Origin of the sequence: Marinobacterium sp. xm-d-579 (genome assembly GCF_013282935.1) — a bacterium.
Classification (GTDB): Bacteria; Pseudomonadota; Gammaproteobacteria; order Pseudomonadales; family Balneatricaceae; genus Marinobacterium_E.
This window is the reverse complement of the sequence record NZ_WBYP01000004.1, coordinates 181779-205413: the sequence shown is the minus strand read 5'-3', so window position 1 is coordinate 205413 and position 23635 is coordinate 181779. Positions and strand designations below refer to the sequence as shown.

The window sequence follows — 23635 nt, the reverse complement described above, 5'->3', positions numbered from 1 at the left end:
AATAAAAATTTTCTCTTGACTTCGTTTGCTTTCGTTTGCGAGTATCGACTCTAACGAATGATTTCTAGATCACTTCGTTGATAAAAATAATGAAGATGGAGAAAGACCATGAAGAAAAAGCTAGCCTTGGCTGTCGCGTTTGCTTCGGCAACAATCACAAGCGCTGCTTATGCAGACATCAACGCTGCTAAGAAGTGGGTTGATAGTGAGTTTCAACCCTCCGCACTCACTAAAGAGCAACAAATCGAAGAGATGCAGTGGTTCATTAATGCTGCGAAACCATTCGCTGGAATGGAAATCAATGTGCTCTCAGAAACTATCCCTACACATACCTACGAGTCTACGGTTCTCGCAAAAGCCTTTGAAGAGATTACGGGTATTAAGGTAAATCACCAATTACTGGGTGAAGGGGAGGTTGTTCAGGCCGTTCAGACTCAAATGCAGACTAAGCGCAATCTTTACGATGCCTATGTGAACGACTCAGATTTAATTGGTACTCACTCTCGTCTTCAGTTAGCTCATAGCTTGACTGATTTCATGAACGGTCCCGCCAAAGACATCACTAACCCTAATCTTGATCTAGACGATTTCATGGGTCTTGAGTTTACGACTGGTGCAGATGGCGAAGTATACCAACTGCCAAGTCAGCAGTTTGTTAACCTTTACTGGTTCCGTAAAGACTGGTTTGACCGCGAAGATCTCCAAAAACAGTTCAAAGATATCTATGGCTATGATCTAGGTGTGCCTGTTAACTGGTCCGCTTATGAGGACATTGCTGAGTTCTTCTCCGTTCACGTCAAAGAGATCGATGGAACTCCAATCTACGGCCATATGGATTACGGTAAACGTGCCCCCGACCTTGGTTGGCGTATGACGGATGCCTGGTTATCTATGGCAGGTGCAGGTTCTGCTGGTCAACCAAACGGGCGTCCTATTGATGAATGGGGTATCCGTATGGAAGAGGGTAGTTGTAATCCAGCTGGTGCTAGTGTTTCTCGTGGTGGTGCCGCAAACGGTCCAGCTGCAGTTTACGCTATTCGTAAGTGGGATGAATGGCTACGTAAATATGCTCCTCCAGGTGCCGCATCTTATGACTTCTACCAATCACTTCCTGCACTGAGCCAAGGTAATGTTGCTCAACAGATTTTCTGGTACAGCGCGTTTACGGCTGACATGGTTAAATCTCAAGCCGAGGGCAATAATACGGTTGATGCTGAAGGAACACCATTGTGGCGTATGGCTCCAAGCCCCCATGGCCCATACTGGCAAGAAGGTCAGAAGGTCGGTTACCAAGATGTTGGTTCTTGGACCATCCTAAAATCGACACCTGAAGATCGTGCTAAAGCGGCTTGGTTGTACGCTCAGTTTGTGACTTCAAAAACAGTTGATGTGAAAAAGTCTCACGTAGGTCTTACCTTCATTCGTGACTCTTCTATTAATCACGAATCATTCACAGAGCGAGCTCCAAAACTGGGTGGTCTAGTTGAGTTCTATCGTTCGCCAGATCGTAATATGTGGTCTCCAACCGGTGTCAACGTTCCTGACTATCCTAAGCTTGCTCAAATTTGGTGGCAGCAGATTGGTGACGTGAACTCAGGCGCATTCACACCTCAAGAAGCTATGGATCGTCTAGCTCAAGAGATGGACATCACCATGGCTCGCATGGAGCGTGCAGACAAAGGTGCAAACGTTTACGGCGGTTGTGGTCCTCGTCTGAACGAAGAGAAGGATCCATCTTACTGGTTGGGTCGTGAAGGTGGTCCTAAGGCTAAACTTGCTAATGAGAAGCCTCAGGGTCAAACCGTTAATTATGATGAGCTAGTGAAAAGCTGGACTAACTAACGGTTAAAACGGGGGGGCCGTAGGCCCTCTCGATTTCTTTCCCAGAGATATTTCCATGAATTTAGAATTAAAAGATGTTGCAAAGCGCGTCGGCGCCGAAATGCATATACACGAGACAAATCTCGTTCTTGAACCTGGTGAGTTTAATGTTTTACTTGGTGCGACAAATGCCGGTAAAACAACCCTGATGAAACTGATGGCAGGACTGGATTCGCCAACAGCTGGTTCGGTTTTGTACGGCGGTGTAGATGTTACGAAAACACCACCTCAGAAGAGAAGCATCAGTTTTGTGCATCAGTTCTTCATTAATTATCCCCATTTAAGTGTAAGAGATAACATTATTTCGCCACTTAAATTATCAAAAATGTCTGATGCGGAGATTAATAAACGACTGGAAGCTACCGTTGATCTGCTTCGTTTAGGACCTATGTTAGATCGAAAGCCACATGAGCTTTCAGGTGGCCAACAGCAACGTTGTGCGTTGGCTAGAGCCCTTATTAAAGACTCTACAGCTGTATTTCTTGATGAACCACTTGCGAACTTAGATTATAAGTTGCGCGAAGAGTTGCGTGCAGAGTTGCCCAGTATTTTTGCTGATCGTGGTTCAATTGTTGTTTACGCAACTTCTGAACCTGCTGAAGCTTTGATGTTAGGTGGTCATACCGCCGCTCTTAATGAAGGTCATATTGCGCAGTTTGGTGCCACCTCTGATGTTTATCGTACGCCAGTCAATCTGACTGCTGCAGAAGTATTTTCCGATCCTCCTTTAAATACAATCAGCGTTAAAAAGTATGATGGTTGCATTCATTTGAGTGAAACTTTGAGTTGGCCAGCAGAGGGCACCGCTCAACATATGCCTGATGGTAACTATACACTGGGTGTTCGTCCTCATTTTGTTAGACCGACTGGACATGGAGATAGTGCAATTGAGTTAAACGGTCGTATTCAGGTAACTGAGCTATCCGGTTCAGAAAGCGTCGCTCATTTTTCCATGGGGGGTGGTACTTGGGTCTCGCAAGCGAATGGACTGCACCCATTTAAGGTGGGAGAGCACCACCATTTTTATCTTGATAGCAGTAAATGCTTCTACTTTGATTCCCACGGACAAGCGGTTAGGTAGTAATAATGGCTAAAATAAAACTCGATAATATAAGACACTCCTACTACCCCAATCCATCGTCTGATGATGATTTTGCCTTGAAACGGGTTCACTTTGATTGGGATGATGGCGGTGCCTACGCGCTGCTGGGCCCCTCTGGGTGTGGTAAAACGACCTTGCTAAATATCATTTCGGGTCTTTTAGAACCAAGCCACGGCAAGTTGCTTTTTGATGATAATGAAGTTACGAGCCTCTCTCCATCGGAGCGTAATATTGCTCAAGTGTTTCAGTTTCCCGTGATCTACGACACGATGACGGTTTACGATAACCTGGCTTTTCCATTGAGAAATCGTGGGGTCGATGAAGCTAGGATTGATGTAAAAGTCAGAGAGATCTCATCCATGTTGGAGATCGATGATCTTTTACAAACTAAAGCGGCAGGGCTTTCCCCAGATAACAAGCAAAAAATCTCCCTAGGTCGAGGTCTGGTGCGAGAGGATGTTAACGTGATCATGTTTGATGAACCGTTGACCGTTATTGATCCACATTTGAAGTGGAAGCTTCGCTCGAAGCTGAAAGAGCTGCACCAGAAGGTCAAAACAACAATGATCTATGTGACGCATGATCAGACAGAGGCGCTCACATTTGCGGATCAGGTTGTAGTGATGAACTTCGGTCAGGTACTGCAGGTTGGCACTCCAGATGCGCTTTTTGAAAGACCTGAACATACCTTTGTTGGTCATTTTATTGGTTCGCCAGGTATGAATGTATTGCCTGTTGAAATAGTTGACGGTCAAGTATCCCTTGGTGGCCACTTCCTTGAAGTAAGCAGTCCTATTGTTGAAGCTGAAGGTAAATCTTTAGAGATAGGTGTGCGTCCCGAGTTTGTGCGAATCGCCGAGCAAGGCATACCAGCAACGGTAGTCAATGTTATGGATGTTGGGCGTCATAAGGTCTTACAAACGTTAGTAGGCTCACAAAAGGTCTTCGCAGTGTTAAATGAGGATCAGCCTGTTCCTGAAGGGAGCACTTACCTTACTTTCGATAAGCCGCAAACTCGTCTTTATAAAGATGGGTGGTTGGTAGATCTAACCTATGAGTACGAGGTTTTATAACAATGAAAACCGAAAACCCTAGAGCTTGGCTCCTCGTTTTACCTGTTATTTTATTGGTGGCTTTTAACGCACTAATACCACTGATGACAGTAGTGAATTACTCCGTTCAAGAGACGTTTGGTAATAATGTCTTTTTTTGGCAGGGCGTAGATTGGTTTGAACAGGTTCTGCATTCAGAACGCTTCCATGATGCCTTGGGGAGACAGTTCCTCTTCACAGGTATTATTCTCGCGGTGGAAATTCCTCTCGGTGTTGCAATAGCCTTGGCGATGCCTAGAAAGGGAATATGGGTTCCTATTTGCTTGATCTTAATGTCGCTGCCACTCCTTATTCCATGGAATGTTGTTGGCGCAATGTGGAACATATTTACTCTTCCAGATATTGGTCTAATGGGCTACGGATTAAACTGGCTTGGTATTGATTACAACATGACACAGAGTCCATTAGCTGCTTGGGTCACGCTAATAGTTATGGATGTTTGGCATTGGACTTCGTTGGTTGTACTGCTCTCTTATGCAGGTCTTGTCTCAATTCCCGATGCTTACTATCAAGCAGCTGAGATTGATGGGGCCTCCAAATGGTCTGTGTTCAGATACATTCAATTGCCCAAGATGAAGCAGGTTTTGATGATTGCGATACTGTTACGGTTTATGGATAGCTTCATGATCTATACAGAACCCTTTGTATTGACCGGTGGTGGCCCTGGTAATTCCACAACTCTGTTGTCTATCGACCTGGTTAAAGTAGCGCTTGGTCAGTTTGACTTAGGACCAGCAGCGGCTATGTCACTCATATACTTCGCGATCACTCTACTGGTGAGTTGGGTGTTCTACACAATAATGAATAAAGATGTGAAGGATTAAGGGGGCGTTATGAAACTTAAAAGCTTAGCTCCAATTTTTTATATTATCTTTTTGATGTTGCCAATTTACTGGTTGCTATCAATGAGCTTTAAAACAACCAATGAGATTCTGAGTGGCTTCTCCTTTTTTCCGCAAGAGTGGACTTTGGAAAACTACGCAGTCATTTTCAATGATCCAACTTGGTATTGGGGCTACATAAACTCGACAACTTATGTGCTCATTAATACAGTGATTTCACTCTGTGTTGCACTGCCAGCGGCCTATGCTTTTAGCCGCTACCGTTTCATGGGTGATAAACATCTATTCTTCTGGTTGCTGACTAATCGAATGGCACCGCCAGCAGTATTTGCCTTGCCATTCTTTCAGTTGTACTCAGCCGTTGGTTTATTTGATACTCATATTGCTGTGGCTTTAGCCCACTGTCTTTTCAATATCCCGCTTGCTGTGTGGATTTTAGAAGGGTTCATGAAGAGTATTCCGAAAGAGCTTGATGAGACCGCTTATGTTGATGGTTACTCCTTCCCACGATTCTTTGTGACTATTTTTATGCCCAATATTAAAGCGGGTATCGGTGTCGCCGCGTTCTTCTGCTTCATGTTCTCTTGGGTCGAATTGTTGTTGGCAAAAACATTAACATCAATTGATGCTAAGCCGATTGCAGCGACAATGACTAAGACAGCATCGAGTGCTGGTTATGAGCTGGGTCTGCTTGCTGCTGCGGGTTGTTTGACCATAATTCCTGGTGCCATTGTTGTTTACTTCGTAAGAAATCACATTGCGAAAGGTTTCGCGATGGGGAGGGTGTAATGTTTAGTTGGATGGCTTGGACTTTGCCAACGGCGTTGGTGTTTGTCTTTATCTTTTCATGTATTGGAATTCTAGCCTTTCTGGAGGTGAAGTACCCAGGTGGAGCAGAGCGCACAGGTGTGTTTGGCCTAACCACGACTCGTGGAGATCGTCTATTTATCTCGATCTTAGGTACAGTGTTTATTATGCTTGGGTGGTTGGGCTTGATGGGCACACCTCTCTGGGGTGGTTTGATTCTATCTATCATTTGGGCCGTATTCGTTTTTAGGAAAGTCTAGTGGAAAATTACGTTCTATCTATAGACCAAGGAACCACCTCTTCACGGGCAATCTTATTTGACCAAGATCTTAAGATTGCAGCCTCTGGTCAACAGGAATTTACTCAGTACTTTCCGAAGTCTGGTTGGGTTGAACATGATCCTGAAGAGATCTGGTCAACCACAGCTGGAGTGTGCCGACAGGCCATCGAGAGAGCGGGAACCGATAGTTCGCATATTAAAGCGATAGGTATAACGAATCAGCGTGAGACGGTTGTTGTCTGGAATAAACACACTGGTAAGGCTGTCTACAATGCGATTGTTTGGCAGGACCGAAGAACGGGTGAATTTTGTAATGATCTGAAATCTAAGGGCTATGAAAAAACCTTTACTGAAAAGACAGGTCTGCTGCTTGATCCCTATTTTTCTGGAACAAAGCTCGCTTGGATCTTAGATAATGTCGAGGGCGCTCGTGTCTTAGCTGATTCAGGCGAACTGCTTTTTGGAACGGTCGATAGCTATTTGATTTGGCGTCTTACTGGTGGTGCGGTGCATGCAACTGATGCGACCAATGCTTCACGAACACTGATCTACAATATTCATGACGGGTGTTGGGATGAGGAGCTTCTTGCGATTCTGAATATCCCAAGGAGTATGTTGCCAGAGGTAAAAAACTGCGCCGATGACTTTGGTAAAACTCGCGAAGATCTGTTTGGCGGTAATGCGATACCGATTTGTGGTGTGGCAGGCGACCAACAGGCCGCATCAATAGGGCAGGCTTGCTTTCAACCTGGAATGCTCAAATCGACTTACGGTACGGGTTGCTTTGCTTTGCTCAATACAGGTGACCACTGCGTTAAATCAGAGCATAGGCTGTTGAGTACGATTGCTTACCAGTTTGATGGAAAACCTACTTATGCTTTAGAGGGATCCATTTTCATTGCGGGTGCTGTCGTGCAGTGGTTACGTGATGGTTTGAAAATTATTCGTGATGCTAAGGATACCGAGGCTTTAGCGAGTGAGGCTAAGCCGGAGAATCGTGTCTATCTTGTTCCTGCTTTTACGGGGCTTGGGGCACCTTATTGGGATACTGAGTGTCGTGGAGCTATTTTTGGTTTGACGCGTGATACAGGGTTCGCTGATTTGGCTCGAGCCGCTCTTCGCTCAGTGGCTTATCAGACTCGTGACCTTTCGGATGCGATGCGTTCAGACTGGCTTAATTCAGGTGGAAGTAAAGCAGAGGCAGTGCTGCGAATTGATGGCGGTATGGTGGCTAATGATTGGATGGCACAGTCTCTTGCAGATATCTTACAGGCACCTGTAGATCGACCTGAAATTATTGAAACCACTGCTTTGGGTGCTGCGTGGCTGGCAGGTATGCATGTTGGCTTCTATCCAGATCAAGAAGGGTTTGCTAAAACCTGGGCTCTGAATAAGCACTTTGAACCCGTTATGACGGTTGATGACGCCAACGAGCGTTATGCAGGTTGGCGTGACTCAGTTGCTAGACTGCTAATTTCGAAAGATGACCTCTGATGTAGCATTAAAGACACAAGCTCTTCCTAGCGCATTAGTCTTGCCGGCGTGTTTAACGCCGGTTTTTTTATGGTACTTCCGAACCTTTAGCTGCAGTCATAAGCTCAAACCAGGTCTCTCGATCAAGCTCAACATGATTGACCTGATGCAGCGCCTTTATTCGATCTAGATTGTTTGTGCCAACAACAGGAAGAATATTGGCAGGGTGCACTCTTAACCACGCCAGTGCGATATGTTCACGCTGGCACTGTTGGCTCTGCTCGATTCTGTTTAGTAAGCCCTCAAGCTCTGAATTGAGTGGTTGGTTAAACAGTTGTCCACCCGCCAGTGGTGACCATGCCATTGGCAGTAGCTGATCGAGTTGCATCGCTTCCAGTGTTCCATCCCAGAGTGAACTCTGTTCAAAGAGGTTGATCTCAATTTGATTGGTGATCAGTCGATTCGTCATTTTCGACTGCAGGAGTTTCCACTGCCACACTGAAAAGTTAGAGACACCTACGGTTCTGACTAAACCCTCTTTAATGAGATCATCCAAAGCCGCGCCGGTCTCTTCGGCATCCATCAGTGGATCAGGTCTGTGAATTAATAGGGTGTCTAGGTAGTCAGTATGTAAGTTCTTCAGACTCTGCTTGACCTGCTGAAATAGGTGTTCACGCGAGGTGTCGTAATACTTAACTCGTCGCTCTGGGTAGTGATCAGAGATCAGAGCGATATCACATTTGCTAATCAGCTCCATCTGGCCTCTTAGGGATGGATTGGCTTTCAGCGCGTCGCCAAAGAGTTGCTCACACTGATAGTCACCGTAGATATCTGCATGGTCAAAGGTCGTTATTCCCTGATCCAAACAGGCTTGGATTTTGGCTTCGGTACTTGAAGTGGTTGGCTTGGACTCTGCGAGTCTCCAGACACCATAAGCCAGTTCGCTAAATGTTAGATCGGAATGAAGAGTTTTGATTCGTTTCAATCTAGAGCCTCGATTTTTAGATTTTTTACCAGTCTAAAGATTGTCAAATTGAGGTTCAATATAGCAATCAAATAGCCAAAAAAAAGAGCGCCGAAGCGCTCTTTTTCAGTGTGTCGGTAATCTTAGGATTACTGACCCATCTGCTGCTTGATAAGGTCACCGATAGTCGTTGGACCAGCAGTTTCAACTTCAGCGTTCTGTACCGCTTTAAGAGCAGCTTTCTCTTCAGCTTGATCTTTCGCACGGATAGAGAAGGTGATAACGCGGTTGCGACGATCAACACCTACAATCTTACCTTCAACGCTGTCGCCAACGTTTAGAGCAGTTGTAGCGTCTTCGATGCGCTCTGCAGCGATGTCAGATGCTTTAAGAACAGCTTCGATACCTTCAGCAAGTTCAACAGTAGCAGCACGTGGCTCAACTGCTGTAACAGTACCAGTAACGATTGCGCCTTTCTCGTGGCCCGCTAGGAACTCAGAGAATGGATCGCTTTCTAGCTGTTTAACGCCAAGAGAGATACGCTCTTTCTCAGCGTCAATAGACAGGATAACTGCTTCAACTTCGTCGCCTTTCTTGTAGTCGCGAAGTGCAGCTTCAGCATCAGCTTCCCAAGTGATGTCTGACATGTGTACTAGGCCGTCTAGATCGTTGTCTAGACCAACGAAGATACCGAAGTCAGTGATCGTCTTGATTGTGCCAGATACTTTATCGCCAGCAGCGTACTGCTCAGAGAATGCAGCCCATGGGTTAGTTGTACACTGTTTGATACCCAATGAGATACGACGACGCTCTTCGTCAACGTCTAGAACCATAACTTCTACAGCATCACCAACCTGAACGATTTTAGATGGGTGGATGTTTTTGTTAGTCCAAGACATTTCAGAAACGTGTACTAGACCTTCTACGCCATCTTCTAGAGATGCGAAACAGCCGTAATCAGTTAGGTTAGTCACCTTACCTGATACACGAGTACCTGCTGGGTAACGGTTCTTGATCGCTTCCCATGGATCTTCAGATAGCTGCTTAAGACCTAGAGAGATACGTCCGCTCTCTTTGTCGAATTTGATGATCTTAACGTCGATCTCATCACCTGGAGTTAGCATTTCGCTTGGGTGAGAGATACGTTTCCACGCCATGTCAGTGATGTGTAGAAGACCGTCAACGCCGCCAAGGTCGATGAACGCACCGTAGTTAGTAAGGTTCTTAACGTAACCTTTAACTGCTTGGCCTTCTTCAAGATCAGCAAGGATCTCATCACGCTGTGCGCTGTTAGCTTCTTGAAGAACTGCGCGGCGAGAAACAACAACGTTGTTACGCTTCTGATCAAGTTTGATCAGTTTGAATTCAAGTTCTTTGCCTTCTAGGTGATCAACGTCACGTACTGGGCGAACGTCTACCAATGAACCTGGTAGGAAGCCTTGGATGTTGTTGACGTTTACAGTGAAACCACCTTTAACTTTGCCAGAGATGTAACCTTTTACGATCTCTTCCGCTTCAAACTTAGTCTGAAGAACTTCCCATGCTTCTGCACGTTTCGCTTTCTCGCGAGAAAGTTTAGTTTCACCGAAACCATCTTCTACAGCTTCTAGTGCAACTTTAACGTCATCACCAATGTTGATTTCAAGTTCGTTCGCATCGTTAAGGAACTGAGAGCGTGGAATAACCGCTTCAGACTTAAGACCAGCGTTAACAGTTACCCAATCAGCATCGATATCAACAACAGTACCAGTTACTAGGGTACCTGGAGTCATCGCAAGTTCTTGGAGGGATTCTTCAAACAGTTCAGCAAAGCTTTCGCTCATGAAAGTGTCCTATTTTGGGTGCCAGGGGATGGCACACTAGCCTATGACATCAGCTTCATAGGGTCGGTTCATCGTCATCTCCGATGACTTGCTAAGCTGATGGATGCAAGCTGACGGAGTTATAAAGAGGGCGATATTATACAGGAGTGTTAGCGGTGTGCAAAGCGGAATTGGTGTTTTTTTGAGCAGTGGACAGCGGTTGGGAATAGTCTCGAGAAGAAGGGGAAAGAATTACAAATCGCTAGTGCGGTTTGATCGCGGTTTGTCGCTGCGCTCCAATTCGCTCCTACAGTCGAGCTACGTAGATAATTTTTTCCGAAGTCCTACTGTAGGAGCGAATTGCCCGAAGGGCAAGCCGCGAAAGATTCGCTTAGCGAATCGTATCTCACATTCCGCTATCAACCCGCCAAACGAGACTGATCCTCTTGAAAGAACATCTCGATCATATCGATGCTCAGCTCACTGGCTTCGCGAAGCACGGCTTCACTGTCGGGATCAGTGATCTCTTCACCGGGTGCTGTCTCTGTCAGTAGCTCATCAAGCGTCTTAATAGGTTGTTCACCCTTTGCCATGCGACGCTGATTCTCTAGATCGATTTGAGCCTGCTCCATCTGATCGCGTTGGGCTTTTAACTGCTCTTCATTGAGCGGCAGCCACTGCATCGATTTCTGCTCATTGATCAAGGCGATGGTGTCACGCATGTGCTGAAAATCAGGATCAGTTTGCGTTCTTTGAGTATGGCGGTTTTGCAGCTCAGGAACCCAACGATCGAGTGATGAGTAGCTGCCGTAACGAACAGGCCTTACTTTGTCCCAAGGTAGGGCAAAGTCGAGAGCGCTTTCACCGATTTCGCTCTGATCAAACATCGATGGAAACTCGATATCCGGAGCTACCCCTTGGTGCTGAGTACTCTCACCAGAGATACGATAGAACTTCGCGGTTGTGAATTTTAGCTGCCCATGACGCAGTGGTTGAAGAGTCTGCACAGTCCCTTTACCGAATGTGCGACTGCCAACGACCAGCCCTCGGCGGTAATCTTGTATGGCACCGGCGAAGATCTCCGAAGCCGATGCACTGAGTCGATCAATCACAACGGTCAAGGGTCCAGTCCAAGTGGTCTCTGGGTTGTAGTCGCCCAGCACATCGACCCGACCTTCAAGATCACGAATCTGCACGGTTGGACCACGGCTAATAAATAGACCCACCAGTTCATTGGCCTCTCGCAGTGAGCCACCTCCGTTTTCGCGTAGATCAACAACCAGAGCATCAACGCCCTGTTGCTTGAGGTCTTCAATCAGTACCGCTACATCACGAGTCGTGCTGCGGTAATCCTTGTCCCCTTTTCTAAGGGCAGCAAAATCGATGTAGAAGGTTGGGATGTCGATGATGCCAACTTTATAGATGTTGCCGTCACGCTCAACCTCCATGATCCGAGACTTGGCCGCTTGCTCTTCAAGCTTTACACGCTGTCGCTCTAATTTGACGATCTTGCGTGTGCTCTTGTCAGCCGAAGTGGATGGGATGATCTCTAAGCGTACGATGGATCCTTTAGGTCCACGGATCCTGTCAACGACATCATCCAAGCGCATACCCACCACATCTTCGATCTCACCATCCATGTCTTGTCCGACACCCACGATCAGGTCGGCAGGTTTCAGCTGGCCGCTCTTATCGGCCGGGCCCGCCGGTACAAGACTAACGATCTTGGTGAACTCATCTTCGCTCTGCAGGACAGCGCCGATCCCTTCAAGTGATAGACTCATGTTGATCTCAAAGTTCTCTGAGGTCGCGGGTGAAAAATAGGCGGTATGCGGGTCGTAAAGACGTGCCAAGGCATTAGCATATGATTGAAAAATATCTTCGCTATTGGTCTGCAGTGCACGATTAAGTTGCGATTCGTAACGTTTGATCAGTGTCTCTTTAGCTTCAGAAACACTCTTGTCAGAAAGTTTTAGATTTAACACGGCGCTTTTAAGACGCAGTGACCAGTATTGATCCTGTTCGCCTTTCGATTGAAACCAAGGTTTTTCTTCACGACTGATCGGAAGTCTGTCGTCTAGAGTGAAATCAAATGTTTGGTCCGATTTTAGAGCGTCGATCATCTGCTCTGTGCGCTCCTGAAAACGGGTCAAAAAGCGTTCGTAGGCGGCAAATGCAAAGGCTAGATTTCCGGAGCGCATGTCATCGTCCAGAGTACGCTTGTAGTGAGCCAGTGAGTCGATATCGCTCTGCAGAAGGTAGCTTTTGGTTGGATCAATAGTTTCAAAGAAGATATTGAAGAGTTTTTCGGAGAGTTCATCGTCGACGGCCTGTTCACGGTAGTGATGAGATTCCAATCCCGCGACCAGCGACTGAATGGCATTCGAGTGGACGGCCTCAGGCTTAAGAGAGGCCTGTGCTCCTGTCGCTATCGATAATGATAAAACCAAAAAGAGCTGTAACGCTCGCATCCCAACACTCCAAAATCGCAATAAAAGTAAAAATCTAATAGAGAGCAGTTTAGGCCAGCTCTCCTCATGATGTAAAATAACTTTCTTTTACTACGCGGGAGTGGTTGCGGTGGTTTTGCGAATTGCGGGTTTAGCGATTTTTTCTTTGATGTTGGCCGGTTGTGATAGCGCCACTGACCGGGACGAGATCGAAGATAAAGAGGCGTTTCGAAAAGAGCTAATTGAGAAGGCGCTGAATGATGATACTCGCAAAGCAGGGGAGGCTTTCCTAGCTGAAAATCGTCAGAAGCCGGGCGTGATTGTTCGTAAGTCGGGTCTGCAGTACCGTGTCATTTCCGAAGGTCAGGGCAAGCAGCCAGAGTACGACAGTGTTGTGCTGGTTGAATACGAAGGTCGCCGTGTCGATGGCGGTATCTTCGATAAGACCGAAGCCGGAAAGCCGATCAAATTCCCGCTCAATCAGGTGATTAAAGGTTGGCGAGAAGGCTTGGGGTTAATGAAAGAGGGGGCTCAGTATGAGCTCTACATTCCTGCTGATTTGGCTTACGGCGCGCGCAGTCCCAGTCGTGAAATTCCACCCAATTCAGCTTTGATATTTGATGTTAGGTTAATAGAAGTACTCGAGAAGGGTGCGGAGAAACAGTAATGGAACAAGAGCGTTTTAACCAAGATCTACTGACCTTTTTAGCAGATAGTCCAACCCCATTTCATGCCACACAGCAGATGGCAGATCGATTAAGTCAGGCTGGCTTTAAAGAGCTGTTGGAACACGAAGCTTGGAATCCTGTCGCTGGCGAGAGTTACTTTATTCGTCGTAACGGTTCATCGATCATCGCTTGGCGTCATACTAGCAACTTTGAGGCAGGCTTTAGAATGGTGGGCGCTCATACCGACTCACCCTGTCTTCGCGTCAAGCCGACGCCAGAGCTCTACCGACAAAACTATCTGCAGCTTGGCGTTGAAGTCTATGGCGGTGCGCTGTTGAACCCCTGGTTTGATCGCGACTTGTCGTTAGCTGGCCGGGTGACCTACCGCCAAGCCGATGGATCACTGGATAGCTCGCTAATCGATTTCAAAGAGGCGATCGCGACGATTCCAAGCCTTGCGATTCACCTAGACCGTGAGGCCAATAAAGATCGAACGGTTAACCCGCAACTTCACCTTCCTGTGCTGCTAGGGCAGGCGGAACAGAAGCAAGATTTCAGAGCTTTGTTAAAGTCCAAATTGCTTGAACAGGGGGTGACAGAGGTCCAGGAGGTTCTAGATTACGAACTCTCTTTCTACGATGTTCAAACGCCTGCAATGGTGGGATTGAACAGAGAGTTTATCGCCTCAGCTCGCTTGGATAATCTGTTGAGCTGTTTCATCGGTTTGCAGTCTCTACTCGACAGTGATGGTCAGCAGGCCGCTGTTTTGGTCTGTACCGACCACGAAGAGGTAGGCAGTGCGAGTGCCTGTGGTGCTCAAGGCCCAATGTTGGCCCAGTGGCTAGAGCGACTCTTGCCGAACAACGAAGAGCGTAACCGTGTGATTAGCCACTCCATGATGATCTCCGCCGATAATGCCCACGGTGTGCACCCCAACTATGCCGATAAACATGACGAGAATCATGGTCCGCTGATTAATGCAGGACCGGTCATCAAAATTAACTCTAATCAGCGCTACGCCACCAACAGTGAAACCAGTGCAACCTTCCGCGCCATTGCGCAGGATGTAAACGTGCCAGTACAGAGCTTTGTGGTTCGATCTGATATGGGGTGTGGTAGCACGATTGGTCCGATTACCGCATCGGAAGTCGGTATTCGTACTGTGGATATCGGCTGCCCGCAATTTGGTATGCACTCAATTCGTGAGTTATGCGGCAGTCAGGATGCACACTCGCTCTATCTGATTCTGCAACACTACTACGATAAAGCCAGAGTGTAAGAGGATTTAGACGTGTTACAAACGGTTCAAGAGCTGAATGATTTTTTAACAAACCACTTTCCGCAAGGTGAAGGCTTTGGTGCCGTTGAAGAGGCGGGAGATGGTTGGGTATTGATGCGATTAACGGTTGAAGACAGTCATTTGCGTCCAGGTGGTACGGTCTCAGGTCCAACCATGATGGGGATGGCGGATGTGGCCATCTGGTCTGCGTTGCAAACTAAGATTGGCCCATCGCCGATGACCGTGACCGGTAACCTAAACATCAACTTCTTAAGTAAGCCTAAGCCCGTTGATATGTTGGCACGTGCACGTGTACTTCGCGTTGGTCGAAGAAACGGGGTTGGTGAGTGTTACATCTACTCGGGTGATGAAGATTCGATGGTGGCGCACGTTACAGCAACCTATTCGATACCGGCAAAGTAAGGCCTTTAAAACAGACTCAACGACAAGGATTGGTCGATCATGGAAATTAAAGTTAACTACCTCGATAACTTACGCCTAGAAGCGAAGTTTGACGACTTCACCGTGATCGCCGATCAGCCGGTTCGCTACAAAGGCGATGGCTCAGCTCCCGGTCCATTTGACTACTTTTTGGCTTCATCAGCGCTGTGTGCTGCCTATTTCGTAAAGGTCTACTGCGAAGCGCGAGGCATCTCTACCGATAATATCCGTCTTGCTCAGAACAACATTGTCGATCCTGAGAACCGTTACAAACAGATCTTCAAAATCAGTGTTGAGTTGCCAGAAGATCTCAGTGATAAAGATCGCACCGGTATCCTTCGCTCCATTGAACGTTGTACCGTGAAAAAAGTCGTGCAAGAGGGTCCTGAGTTCCAGATAGAGGTCGTCGACAGTCTTGATGAGGATGCCCAAGCTCTACTAGCGATTGCTACCGACAGTGAAACCTTCATTGAAGGTAAAGACGCGCCACTTGAACAGACCATCGTAAAGATGACACAGATTCTTGCTGATCTGGGTATGAAAATAGAGGTAGCCTCCTGGCGCAACATTGTCCCCAATGTCTGGTCGCTGCACATTCGTGATGCGGCCTCTCCTATGTGTTTTACCAACGGTAAAGGGGCCACAAAAGAGGCAGCACTGGCCTCTGCATTGGGTGAGTTTTTAGAGCGTCTCTCCTGTAACTTTTTCTACAACGATCAGTATTTTGGCCAAGAGTTGGCTGAAGCAGAGTTTGTCCACCGCCCAGATGAATGCTGGTTTGAACTGACGGAAGAGGATGATATCCCAGAGGGGTTATTGGATGAGTACACTCTTGAGATCTACGACCCTGATCAGGATTTAAGTGGCTCTAACTTAATCGATACCAACTCTGGTAATGAGGATAGGGGGATCTGCGCTCTACCATTCCAGCGTCGATCGGATGGTGAAACGATCTACTTCCCATCGAACCTGATTGAAAACCTCTTTTTGAGTAACGGTATGAGTGCCGGCAATACCCTTGAAGAGGCTCAGGTTCAGTGTCTTTCTGAGATCTTTGAACGTGCGGTTAAACGTCAGATTCTTGAGCAGGAGATTGCGCTTCCCGATGTGCCCTCGCTGGTGCTTGAACGCTGGCCGGGTATTGTGGAGGGCATCAAGGCGCTAGAAGAGCAGGGCTTTCCTGTTTTGGTTAAAGATGCCTCGTTGGGCGGTCAGTTCCCAGTCGCCTGTGTCACGCTAATGAACCCTAAAACGGGCGGTGTGTTTGCCTCGTTCGGTGCCCACCCCAGTCTGCATGTCGCTATTGAAAGAAGCCTGACTGAATTGCTGCAGGGCCGCAGCTTTGAAGGGTTAAACGACCTGCCACCACCGACCTTTAACTCACATGAGCTGACTGAACCGAATAACTTTGTTGAGCACTTCATCGACTCCAGTGGTGTTGTGAGCTGGCGCTTCTTCAGTGACGCCTTTGATTACGAATTTGTGGATTGGGATTTCTCAGGTACCAACAGAGAGGAGGCTGACAGGCTGTTTGGTATTCTGGAGTCGATGGGTAAAGAGTCCTATCAAGCGAACTATGATGACCTGGGTGTACCGGCGGTTCGAATACTGGTTCCAGATTACTCTGAGGTCTATCCCGTTGAAGATCTGATTTGGGATAACACCAATAAATCACTGGAGTTTCGCGAGGCGATTCTCTGTCTGCACGAGTTGTGTGATGAAGACCTAGAGGAGTTGCTGGTTCGTCTAGAAGAGAGCGAGCTGGATAACTACACTGATATCCGCACGTTGATCGGCATTGAGTTTGATGAGAACAGCGTCTGGGGGCAGCTCACCATTCTTGAACTAAAACTGCTGATTCACCTAGCACTGGGTCAGTTACCTCAGGCTAAAGAGTTGGTTGAGGCCTTCTTGCAGTACAACGATAACACCCTAGATCGCGCGCTGTTCTATCGTGCAATGGATGCTGTCATTGAGGTGGAGTTAGATTCAGATATGGCCCTTGAGCACTATCTCAACAACTTTACCCGCATGTTTGGTAAAGATCGGATTGAGGCTGTGGTTGGCTCGGTGAATGGAACAATTCGTTTCTATGGTCTCGAGCCAGTCGGTATGGAATTGACTGGATTAGAGCGCCATCAACGACTGATACAGAGCTATCAGAAATTGCATCAATGGCGTGCCTCTAAATAGTTAGGCCCTCAGTTACTGAGAGCGCTAACCTGTTTACTGGTCTGTTCAACCGAGTACTTGCCTTTAGCATCCTTGGTCACACGGCCTATCGCTACAAAAGGGTCGTGTACAAAGAGTAAACGTCCACCCCGACTTTCAAGCCCTTCAAGCAGTTGTCGTTTCTCATCAATCAACTGCTCTGGGAAACGGTCATAGCCCATGGTGATGGGGAGATGAACCCAGGCGCTGCCGGGAATAAGATCCCCAGGGTAAACGACCGGTCCCTCTGGCATCTCGACTTCTGGCAGTATTTGGCCGGGTGTATGCCCTGAGCTCTCATGCAGTGTCCAGCCATCTCCCAGTGTTGCTGACTGTTGGCCCTCAGGAATGATCTCTAATCGACCTGACTCCTCCAGCAGTTTGATCAACATAGGTATGTAAGAGGCGCGATCACGAGCATGAGGGTCGTTTGCGCGCTGCCACTGGACTTCACCGACTAAGTATTTCGCATTTGGGAAGAGCAGGTAAGGATTCTCACCCTCTTGCCACTCAGACAATAGCCCGCCTGCGTGGTCAAAATGGAGGTGGGTCAATAGAACAATGTCGATCTCTTCGTGGGAGACACCTGCAGCCTGAAGATTTTTGATCAGGCAGTGCTCTTGCTCTTGAATACCATAGCGATCTTTCATCTCAGGGCTGAAGAATGCGCCAACGCCAGTCTCAACCAAGATGTTACGTTTTGGGCTGCTCTCCTGAACCAGCATGGCGCGGCAGGCTAAGGGAATACGGTTAAGCTCATCAGGCTCTATCCAGCGTTGCCATAACGCGCGAGGCGCATTACCAAACATTGAACCGCCATCCAGCTTCTGTGTATTCCCCTCTATCGAGGTAATGCTACGCATGATTAAGCAAACTCTTCGGTGTCGATCTCAGTTTGTTGACCGGCACTATAGCGCTCACCGGCCACGGTATCGCGGTTAATGAGTTGTTCTAACTCATTAACAATGTCGCTACTCAGTGTGACATCGGCTGCGCCTAGGTTGTCACGCATGTGCTCGACAAAGCGAGTGCCTGGAATCGAAACAATCGAGGGATCCTTTGCACGGATCCAGGCCAGCGCTAATTGCGCTGGGGTACAGCCAGCACGCTCAGCAATGGCAACATAGTCACTCAGTAGCGCTCTGTTCTGTTCAAAGTTCTCTGGGTAGAAGCGTGGCATGGCACGGCGAATGTCTTTTTCAGCCAGTTCGTCCAAGTTGTCGATTGTGAGACTTAAAAAGCCACGTGCCAGTGGGCTGAAGGCGACGAAGGTAACGTCTAGTTCACGGCAGGCGTCGAGAACCGCGATCTCTGGGTTGCGAGTCCAAAGTGAATACTCAGTTTGGATAGCGGCAACGGGGCACTCTTTATGGGCGGCTCGCAAGGTGTCAGCTGACATTTCTGAAAGACCGTAGCTCGCAATTTTACCCTCTTTGATAAGGTCAGCCATGGCGCCTGCACTCTCTTCAATTGGAACGTCAAAGTCACGACGGTGCAGGTAGTAGAGGTCGATTTGATCTGTTTGAAGGCGTTTTAAGCTGGCTTCACACTGTGCTTTGATGGTTTCAGGGCGGCCGTCTAGTGCTTTACCTTTTTCAGGGTCGATGTAGAGAACACATTTTGATGCCAAAAAGATCTCATCGCGGACCGACTTGAGCGCTTCGCCAACAACTTTCTCATTTTTGCCGCCACCGTATAAGGTCGCCGTATCAAAATGGCGGTAGCCCATCTCAAAGGCTTCACGAAACCCTTTGATCGCCTCGTCATCTGATACCGGGGTGTTGTAGGCGTGTGACATGTTCATACAACCCAAACCGATTGGGTTATTGCGTAGCATCTCAAGTTTGCTCATGAAAAATCCTTAAAAATGAGTCAATTTGTACAGAAGATTAACAAGTTAGTGCGGACGAGTGAACTCGAAAAGGGGAATTAGGTATTCGAAAAAAGAAAAACGATTCGGTGCCAGAATGGACTCTGGCACCGTTATTGAGGTTAGGCTGTTGCAGCGTTTAGAGCGGCATCGTAGTTAGGCTGTTGCGCAATCTCTGGAACCAGTTCTGAATGCAGTACTTTGCCATCACGAATCACCACAATGGCTCTAGCCAGAAGCCCACGCATACCTGAATCGATGATTTCGACGCCAAAGCTTTTACCAAACTCTGGGTTACGGAAGGTGGATGCATTACTGACCCTCTCTAGACCTTCGGCACCACAGAAACGTGCTTGTGCAAACGGTAGGTCTGCTGAGACATTAATCACCTCAACGCCATCATGACTCGCCAACTGCTCATTGAACGTGCGGACTGAGGTGGCACAGGTTGGAGTATCGATGCTCGGGAAGATGTTCAATACAACCGTTTTGCCTGCAAGATCAGATAGAGAGAACTCAGACAGGTCGGCTGCCGTGAGTGTAAAGTCTGGACAGTCGCTCCCAGCAGCAGGAACATCTCCATAGGTATGCAAAACATCACCGCGTCGCGTAATTTGAACCATGTTATTACCTCATTATATAGAGTGATTTAGTTATAGGTATACTCATTACGCTAGCGGCAGACACTTGGATTTAATTACTCAGAGGCAGTGATTGCCTGTTTGATTTTTTTGTCAGTCTTATATTGGCTAAGTGCGTAGACTGACCAGATGGCAGCTGGGATCCAGCCAATCAATGTAAGCTGAAGTATTAAACAGAAGATTCCCGCTATAGGGCGACCGATGGTAAAAAATTGCAGCCAAGGTAGAAGCAGGGCAAGTAACAGTCTCATAAGATTTCCTTTTGGTTTAGATATCTTAACAGTAGTACAAAGTTTAAAAATTGCCCCAAAAAAAACCGGCTACTGCCGGTTTTTTTTAATGTTCCAACGATTAGATTCGTTCGAAGATGACAGCGATACCCTGACCACCACCGATACACATGGTTACTAGCGCGTATTTGCCACCAGTACGTTGCAGCTCGTGAATCGCCTTAGTCGCGATGAAAGCACCGGAACAGCCAACAGGGTGGCCTAATGCAATAGCGCCACCGTTCGGATTGGTTTTGTCTGCAGGAAGACCTAGACCTTTAGAGACTGCAATCGCTTGAGCGGCAAAGGCTTCGTTAGATTCGATCACATCCATATCATCAATGGTTAGGCCGGCACTCTCTAGTGCGGCTTTTGATGATGGGATAGGGCCTTCACCCATGATGTGGTTAGGTACACCGGCAACCGCGTAAGAGACGATCTTAGCGATAGGTGTCTCACCGTTTGCTTTAGCGGTTTCAGCATCTGCAAGCACAAGGAAGGCTGCACCGTCATTGATGCCTGAAGCATTACCTGCTGTAACAGTACCGTCTTTCTTAAATGCAGGACGCATGCCGCTCAGTTTTTCTGCGGTCGTACCTGGTTTAGGGTGTTCGTCCGTATCAAACACAGTTTCGCCTTTGCGAGACTTCAGTGTGATTGGAACGATCTGATCTTTGAATCGACCTTCATTAATCGCTACTTCAGCACGACGTTGTGACTCTGCCGCGAACGCATCTTGCTCTTCACGAGAGATGTTCCATTTTTCCGCCAAGTTTTCAGCCGTGATCCCCATGTGACCAGCGCCAAATGGATCGGTCAGAACGGACACCATCGCGTCAATCATGCCAGTATCACCCATGCGAGCACCGGTACGCATAGCAGGTGCCATGTAAGTACCGCGTGACATCACCTCGACACCACCGCCAACAGCATAGTCGCATTGACCTAGCTCGATCTGTTGAGCACTGGATACCACCGCTTGAAGGCCTGAAGCACATAGGCGGTTAACAGCCATCGCAACTGAGTTCATAGGTAGACCTGCCTGGATAGAGGCAACACGTGCAACGTAGGGGTAGCGTGATTCTGTTGGAATACAGTTACCAACCGTCACGTAGTGGATCTTCTCGGGATCCGCTTTAGAACGTGCAACCGCCTCTTTCATAACAGTGCCCGCTAGCTCTGCTGGCTCCATAGAACTTAGGCTGCCACCAAAAGCACCGATTGGTGAACGCATTGCGCTTAGAACAACTACTTCACGTGTCATCTGCATATCTCCTTATGCACAATTAATTTTGGTATTCCGACAATATATAGGGTTATCGCTACAAATACATGACCAAGTCGACTAATTGATAGTTATAATCAAGAAAAAATTTGAGGTGTTTATGTTTGTTCTTTTCGATATGGATGGCGTGTTGGTCGATTCCGAACCGCAGTGGAAGCTTGTGGAACAGGAGGTGTTGGCTAAGTTTGGTATCCATATGGAGATCGAAGAGCTCAAAAAACACGCCGGCGCAACGACCTTTGATTTCATGACCAAGATGAACCGTCTCTACCCAGAGAAAGGCCTAGTGGTTGAAGAGATGGTTGACCAAGTCATTTCGGAGATGGAAAAACGGTTGGTGACACTGCCGTTGATGAAAGGGGTAATGGCATTCATCGACCAGCTTCAAGCCGATGCCGTTCCAATGGCGATTGCCTCCAGTTCGGCGATTAGATTGATTGAAGCGGTGATTAAGACTCATAACTTACCGATCACTGTCTATGCCTCAGGCTCAGAGATTGGACTATCTAAACCTCACCCCGAGGTGTTCCTACAAGCCGCGAAACGGATCGGTGCTGATCCTTGGCAAGTGCTCATCATCGAAGACTCTGTCAATGGAACGATTGCCGGTAAAGCAGCTTCGATGTCGGTGGCTGTTGTGCCGGAGAGTTTCCCACCAAGATCTGAATTGTCGATTGCGAATCATGCCTTTGAATCGATGACCGATCTGCATGATTATTATCGTCAAGGTGGGTTTAGCTACCTAGGCTAATTTTAGGGAGCCTACGAATAGGTCCATGACATCTCAGGCTCCCTAGGGTTTCTGTGAAGAGGCTTCCTCTGCCTGTGCTTGAATAGCCTCTTCATGGATATCGAAACTGTGCTCAGACTTCTGTTCCGCCAAGCCCTCTAATGGCTCCAGAGTTTCATCGGTCAGTGAGTCGCTCTCAACTATAGAGTAAACGGGCTGATCCGTTTCATTAACCCCTTGTACCGCCTCAACCACTTCGTCTGGGAATAGCTCTTCAATCGCAGTGTCGGGTAGATCCTCGGTACGAGGGTCAAACTCTGCAATGACCTGTGTTTCTGGCATCGCAGGGATAAACTGCTCCTGCTCTTCGATCGGTACGGGTGGTTTTTGTACCTGTCTGAATAGTGTAAACACGACCAGCATCAGCAGAATAACCACGAATCCCAAGAACAACGAACCGGGTGCAAAAGAGCCCAGTAGCATTGAGCCTAACAGTGGCCCTGCAATACTGCCAAGGCCATAGCTCAGCATCAGTGTCGAGGAGGCGGCAACACGCTCCTCACTGCGAATCAAGTCGTTGGTAATCGCTACCGCTATTGAGTAGATCGCCGCAATCATCGCCATGAACAGTGAGGTCGAAAGAATCAGCAGCACAAACTGATCAGAACCAAACAGTGATGCTCCCAGAGCTGCTAGAGCTGCGACGAGGGCGGTTGCCGTTAACACTTTGCTTCGTGTGACGCGGTCACAAAGCCAACCAATGGGCCAAGCGAACAGCATCGCGCTCATAACCGATATCGACATCAAGGTAGCAATTTGATCCGTTGCAATGTCGCTCAATGTGGCATAGAGCGGAACCAGTGCGTAGAACGAACCGATCAACAGCCCGCCACAAAATGCTGAAAAAAGCCCCAGCGCCGATTTACGCCAGAGTCGCTGCAGTGACATGAACTCTGCAGTCTCTAGGGGCGGTGATTGAAGGCGTGACGCAGAGAGAGGGATGACGGCTGCGATCAGTAGAAGCCCCGCAATGATGAAGGCTGTGGATATTTGCAGGCCAGAGGAGTGGCCGAGAATGACCTGCCCTGATGCTGCCGCTGAATAGGCTGCAATGGTGTACAGAGAGAATAGGGTAGCGCGGTTGTTGTCGCTAGCCACGGCGCTAAACCAACTCTCTATCGCAATGAATAGACCAGCAACGCTGAACCCGCCGATAATCCTGAGTAGACTCCAAACCCAAAAATCCTCAGCGAAGGGGTAGAGCAGAGCGGCCATCGCGGCAAGACTGGCCAGTGTCGAGAATGCCCGAATGTGTCCCACTCTGATCAGCAGCCGTTGAGCAAAGATTGAGCCAATCACAAACCCGATAGAGTAGAAGGTCATGATCCAACCAATCTCGGTTGGCGGTGTATTCGCCATACCCAAACGAACGCCAATCAGCGACATCAAATAGGCATTGCCAGACGCTACAAGCATCAGGCTCATGAATAGAGCCAGAAGAGAGATAAATATTAGGCGCATATTGGGC

At 47.8% G+C, this 23635-nt stretch carries 21 protein-coding genes; 12 read left to right on the top strand and 9 right to left on the bottom strand.

Translation table 11 applies throughout. The features are described 5' to 3' along the window. The first annotated feature begins 108 nt into the window (after window positions 1–108). The 7 genes from XMD579_RS10050 to glpK are packed head-to-tail and all read left to right on the top strand — an operon-like array spanning window position 109 to window position 7518. Window positions 109–1842 (top strand): ABC transporter substrate-binding protein, encoded by a 1734-nt coding sequence (locus XMD579_RS10050; protein WP_173481353.1) that lies wholly within the window; start codon window positions 109–111, stop codon window positions 1840–1842. A 55-nt stretch (window positions 1843–1897) separates the two neighbouring features. After that, the gene (locus tag XMD579_RS10045; protein ID WP_173506322.1) at window positions 1898–2962 is read left to right on the top strand and encodes an ABC transporter ATP-binding protein; all 1065 of its coding nucleotides are present in this window, start codon (window positions 1898–1900) and stop codon (window positions 2960–2962) included. A gap of 5 nt (window positions 2963–2967) precedes the next feature. Beyond that, entirely contained in the window at window positions 2968–4056 is a 1089-nt protein-coding gene (locus XMD579_RS10040) for an ABC transporter ATP-binding protein (RefSeq protein WP_173481351.1), read from the top strand. A 2-nt stretch (window positions 4057–4058) separates the two neighbouring features. Then, the gene (locus tag XMD579_RS10035) at window positions 4059–4919 is read left to right on the top strand and encodes a carbohydrate ABC transporter permease (protein ID WP_173481350.1); all 861 of its coding nucleotides are present in this window, start codon (window positions 4059–4061) and stop codon (window positions 4917–4919) included. A 9-nt stretch (window positions 4920–4928) separates the two neighbouring features. Next, window positions 4929–5726: a carbohydrate ABC transporter permease gene (locus tag XMD579_RS10030; RefSeq protein WP_173481349.1), complete on the top strand. Its 798-nt coding sequence runs from the start codon at window positions 4929–4931 to the stop codon at window positions 5724–5726. Next, window positions 5726–6004 (top strand): DUF2160 domain-containing protein, encoded by a 279-nt coding sequence (locus XMD579_RS10025; RefSeq protein WP_173506321.1) that lies wholly within the window; start codon window positions 5726–5728, stop codon window positions 6002–6004. Before XMD579_RS10030 ends, XMD579_RS10025 begins: the two co-directional genes overlap by 1 nt. Next, entirely contained in the window at window positions 6004–7518 is a 1515-nt protein-coding gene (glpK, locus tag XMD579_RS10020) for a glycerol kinase GlpK (protein ID WP_173506320.1), read from the top strand. The genes XMD579_RS10025 and glpK overlap by 1 nt, the downstream gene beginning before the upstream one ends. Before the next feature lie 67 nt (window positions 7519–7585). On the opposite strand, the gene XMD579_RS10015 is transcribed toward glpK, so the two are convergent. The 3 genes from XMD579_RS10015 to XMD579_RS10005 form a co-directional block, all read right to left on the bottom strand. Continuing rightward, window positions 7586–8482, bottom strand: coding sequence for an aldo/keto reductase family oxidoreductase (locus XMD579_RS10015; protein WP_173506319.1), 897 nt, complete (start codon window positions 8480–8482; stop codon window positions 7586–7588). Window positions 8483–8610: 128 nt separating this feature from the next. After that, window positions 8611–10284 (bottom strand): 30S ribosomal protein S1, encoded by a 1674-nt coding sequence (gene rpsA, locus XMD579_RS10010; RefSeq protein WP_173481345.1) that lies wholly within the window; start codon window positions 10282–10284, stop codon window positions 8611–8613. A gap of 398 nt (window positions 10285–10682) precedes the next feature. Next, window positions 10683–12734 (bottom strand): carboxy terminal-processing peptidase, encoded by a 2052-nt coding sequence (locus tag XMD579_RS10005; protein WP_173495286.1) that lies wholly within the window; start codon window positions 12732–12734, stop codon window positions 10683–10685. A 109-nt stretch (window positions 12735–12843) separates the two neighbouring features. Between XMD579_RS10005 and XMD579_RS10000 the strand changes: the two genes are divergently transcribed. From XMD579_RS10000 to XMD579_RS09985, 4 genes are read left to right on the top strand one after another with little or no spacing between them, the layout of a single operon-like run. Continuing rightward, window positions 12844–13380, top strand: a complete 537-nt coding sequence (locus XMD579_RS10000; protein ID WP_371739690.1) for an FKBP-type peptidyl-prolyl cis-trans isomerase — start codon at window positions 12844–12846, stop codon at window positions 13378–13380. Next, window positions 13380–14660, top strand: a complete 1281-nt coding sequence (locus XMD579_RS09995) for a M18 family aminopeptidase (protein WP_173506318.1) — start codon at window positions 13380–13382, stop codon at window positions 14658–14660. The genes XMD579_RS10000 and XMD579_RS09995 overlap by 1 nt, the downstream gene beginning before the upstream one ends. Window positions 14661–14672: 12 nt before the next feature. After that, the gene (locus tag XMD579_RS09990) at window positions 14673–15083 is read left to right on the top strand and encodes a PaaI family thioesterase (protein WP_173481342.1); all 411 of its coding nucleotides are present in this window, start codon (window positions 14673–14675) and stop codon (window positions 15081–15083) included. Window positions 15084–15122: 39 nt separating this feature from the next. Continuing rightward, window positions 15123–17294, top strand: coding sequence for an OsmC domain/YcaO domain-containing protein (locus XMD579_RS09985; protein ID WP_173498389.1), 2172 nt, complete (start codon window positions 15123–15125; stop codon window positions 17292–17294). A gap of 8 nt (window positions 17295–17302) precedes the next feature. Here the strand turns inward: XMD579_RS09985 and XMD579_RS09980 are convergent, their stop codons facing one another. From XMD579_RS09980 to XMD579_RS09960, 5 genes are all read right to left on the bottom strand, one after another. Continuing rightward, on the bottom strand, window positions 17303–18175 hold the full coding sequence (locus XMD579_RS09980; protein ID WP_173506317.1) for an MBL fold metallo-hydrolase: 873 nt from the start codon (window positions 18173–18175) through the stop codon (window positions 17303–17305). A gap of 2 nt (window positions 18176–18177) precedes the next feature. After that, window positions 18178–19164, bottom strand: coding sequence for an aldo/keto reductase (locus tag XMD579_RS09975; protein WP_173481339.1), 987 nt, complete (start codon window positions 19162–19164; stop codon window positions 18178–18180). A gap of 140 nt (window positions 19165–19304) precedes the next feature. Continuing rightward, window positions 19305–19805: a thiol peroxidase gene (tpx, locus tag XMD579_RS09970; RefSeq protein ID WP_173495290.1), complete on the bottom strand. Its 501-nt coding sequence runs from the start codon at window positions 19803–19805 to the stop codon at window positions 19305–19307. 74 nt (window positions 19806–19879) lie between these two features. Continuing rightward, window positions 19880–20074, bottom strand: a complete 195-nt coding sequence (locus XMD579_RS09965; RefSeq protein WP_173481337.1) for a YqaE/Pmp3 family membrane protein — start codon at window positions 20072–20074, stop codon at window positions 19880–19882. A 100-nt stretch (window positions 20075–20174) separates the two neighbouring features. Continuing rightward, window positions 20175–21356 (bottom strand): acetyl-CoA C-acyltransferase family protein, encoded by a 1182-nt coding sequence (locus XMD579_RS09960; RefSeq protein WP_173481336.1) that lies wholly within the window; start codon window positions 21354–21356, stop codon window positions 20175–20177. 121 nt (window positions 21357–21477) lie between these two features. Between XMD579_RS09960 and XMD579_RS09955 the strand changes: the two genes are divergently transcribed. Further along, window positions 21478–22128, top strand: coding sequence for an HAD family phosphatase (locus tag XMD579_RS09955; protein ID WP_173481335.1), 651 nt, complete (start codon window positions 21478–21480; stop codon window positions 22126–22128). A gap of 42 nt (window positions 22129–22170) precedes the next feature. Here XMD579_RS09955 and XMD579_RS09950 read toward each other — a convergent pair whose 3' ends face one another. Continuing rightward, on the bottom strand, window positions 22171–23592 hold the full coding sequence (locus tag XMD579_RS09950) for an MFS transporter (RefSeq protein ID WP_173506316.1): 1422 nt from the start codon (window positions 23590–23592) through the stop codon (window positions 22171–22173). Window positions 23593–23635: the final 43 nt, after the last annotated feature.

Excerpts from the sequence above, each read along its gene's own strand:
- XMD579_RS09955 (WP_173481335.1), top strand. The coding sequence starts at position 21,478 with ATGTTTGTTCTTTTCGATATGGATGGCGTGTTGGTCGATTCCGAACCG.
- XMD579_RS10035 (WP_173481350.1), top strand. The coding sequence starts at position 4,059 with ATGAAAACCGAAAACCCTAGAGCTTGGCTCCTCGTTTTACCTGTTATT.
- XMD579_RS10025 (WP_173506321.1), top strand. The coding sequence starts at position 5,726 with ATGTTTAGTTGGATGGCTTGGACTTTGCCAACGGCGTTGGTGTTTGTC.
- XMD579_RS09965 (WP_173481337.1), bottom strand. The coding sequence starts at position 20,074 with ATGAGACTGTTACTTGCCCTGCTTCTACCTTGGCTGCAATTTTTTACC.
- XMD579_RS09960 (WP_173481336.1), bottom strand. The coding sequence starts at position 21,356 with ATGACACGTGAAGTAGTTGTTCTAAGCGCAATGCGTTCACCAATCGGT.
- XMD579_RS09985 (WP_173498389.1), top strand. The coding sequence starts at position 15,123 with ATGGAAATTAAAGTTAACTACCTCGATAACTTACGCCTAGAAGCGAAG.
- XMD579_RS09950 (WP_173506316.1), bottom strand. The coding sequence starts at position 23,592 with ATGAGCCTGATGCTTGTAGCGTCTGGCAATGCCTATTTGATGTCGCTG.
- XMD579_RS10005 (WP_173495286.1), bottom strand. The coding sequence starts at position 12,734 with ATGCGAGCGTTACAGCTCTTTTTGGTTTTATCATTATCGATAGCGACA.
- XMD579_RS09995 (WP_173506318.1), top strand. The coding sequence starts at position 13,380 with ATGGAACAAGAGCGTTTTAACCAAGATCTACTGACCTTTTTAGCAGAT.
- XMD579_RS10040 (WP_173481351.1), top strand. The coding sequence starts at position 2,968 with ATGGCTAAAATAAAACTCGATAATATAAGACACTCCTACTACCCCAAT.
- XMD579_RS09980 (WP_173506317.1), bottom strand. The coding sequence starts at position 18,175 with ATGCGTAGCATTACCTCGATAGAGGGGAATACACAGAAGCTGGATGGC.
- rpsA (WP_173481345.1), bottom strand. The coding sequence starts at position 10,284 with ATGAGCGAAAGCTTTGCTGAACTGTTTGAAGAATCCCTCCAAGAACTT.
- XMD579_RS09975 (WP_173481339.1), bottom strand. The coding sequence starts at position 19,164 with ATGAGCAAACTTGAGATGCTACGCAATAACCCAATCGGTTTGGGTTGT.
- tpx (WP_173495290.1), bottom strand. The coding sequence starts at position 19,805 with ATGGTTCAAATTACGCGACGCGGTGATGTTTTGCATACCTATGGAGAT.
- XMD579_RS10045 (WP_173506322.1), top strand. The coding sequence starts at position 1,898 with ATGAATTTAGAATTAAAAGATGTTGCAAAGCGCGTCGGCGCCGAAATG.
- XMD579_RS10030 (WP_173481349.1), top strand. The coding sequence starts at position 4,929 with ATGAAACTTAAAAGCTTAGCTCCAATTTTTTATATTATCTTTTTGATG.
- XMD579_RS10050 (WP_173481353.1), top strand. The coding sequence starts at position 109 with ATGAAGAAAAAGCTAGCCTTGGCTGTCGCGTTTGCTTCGGCAACAATC.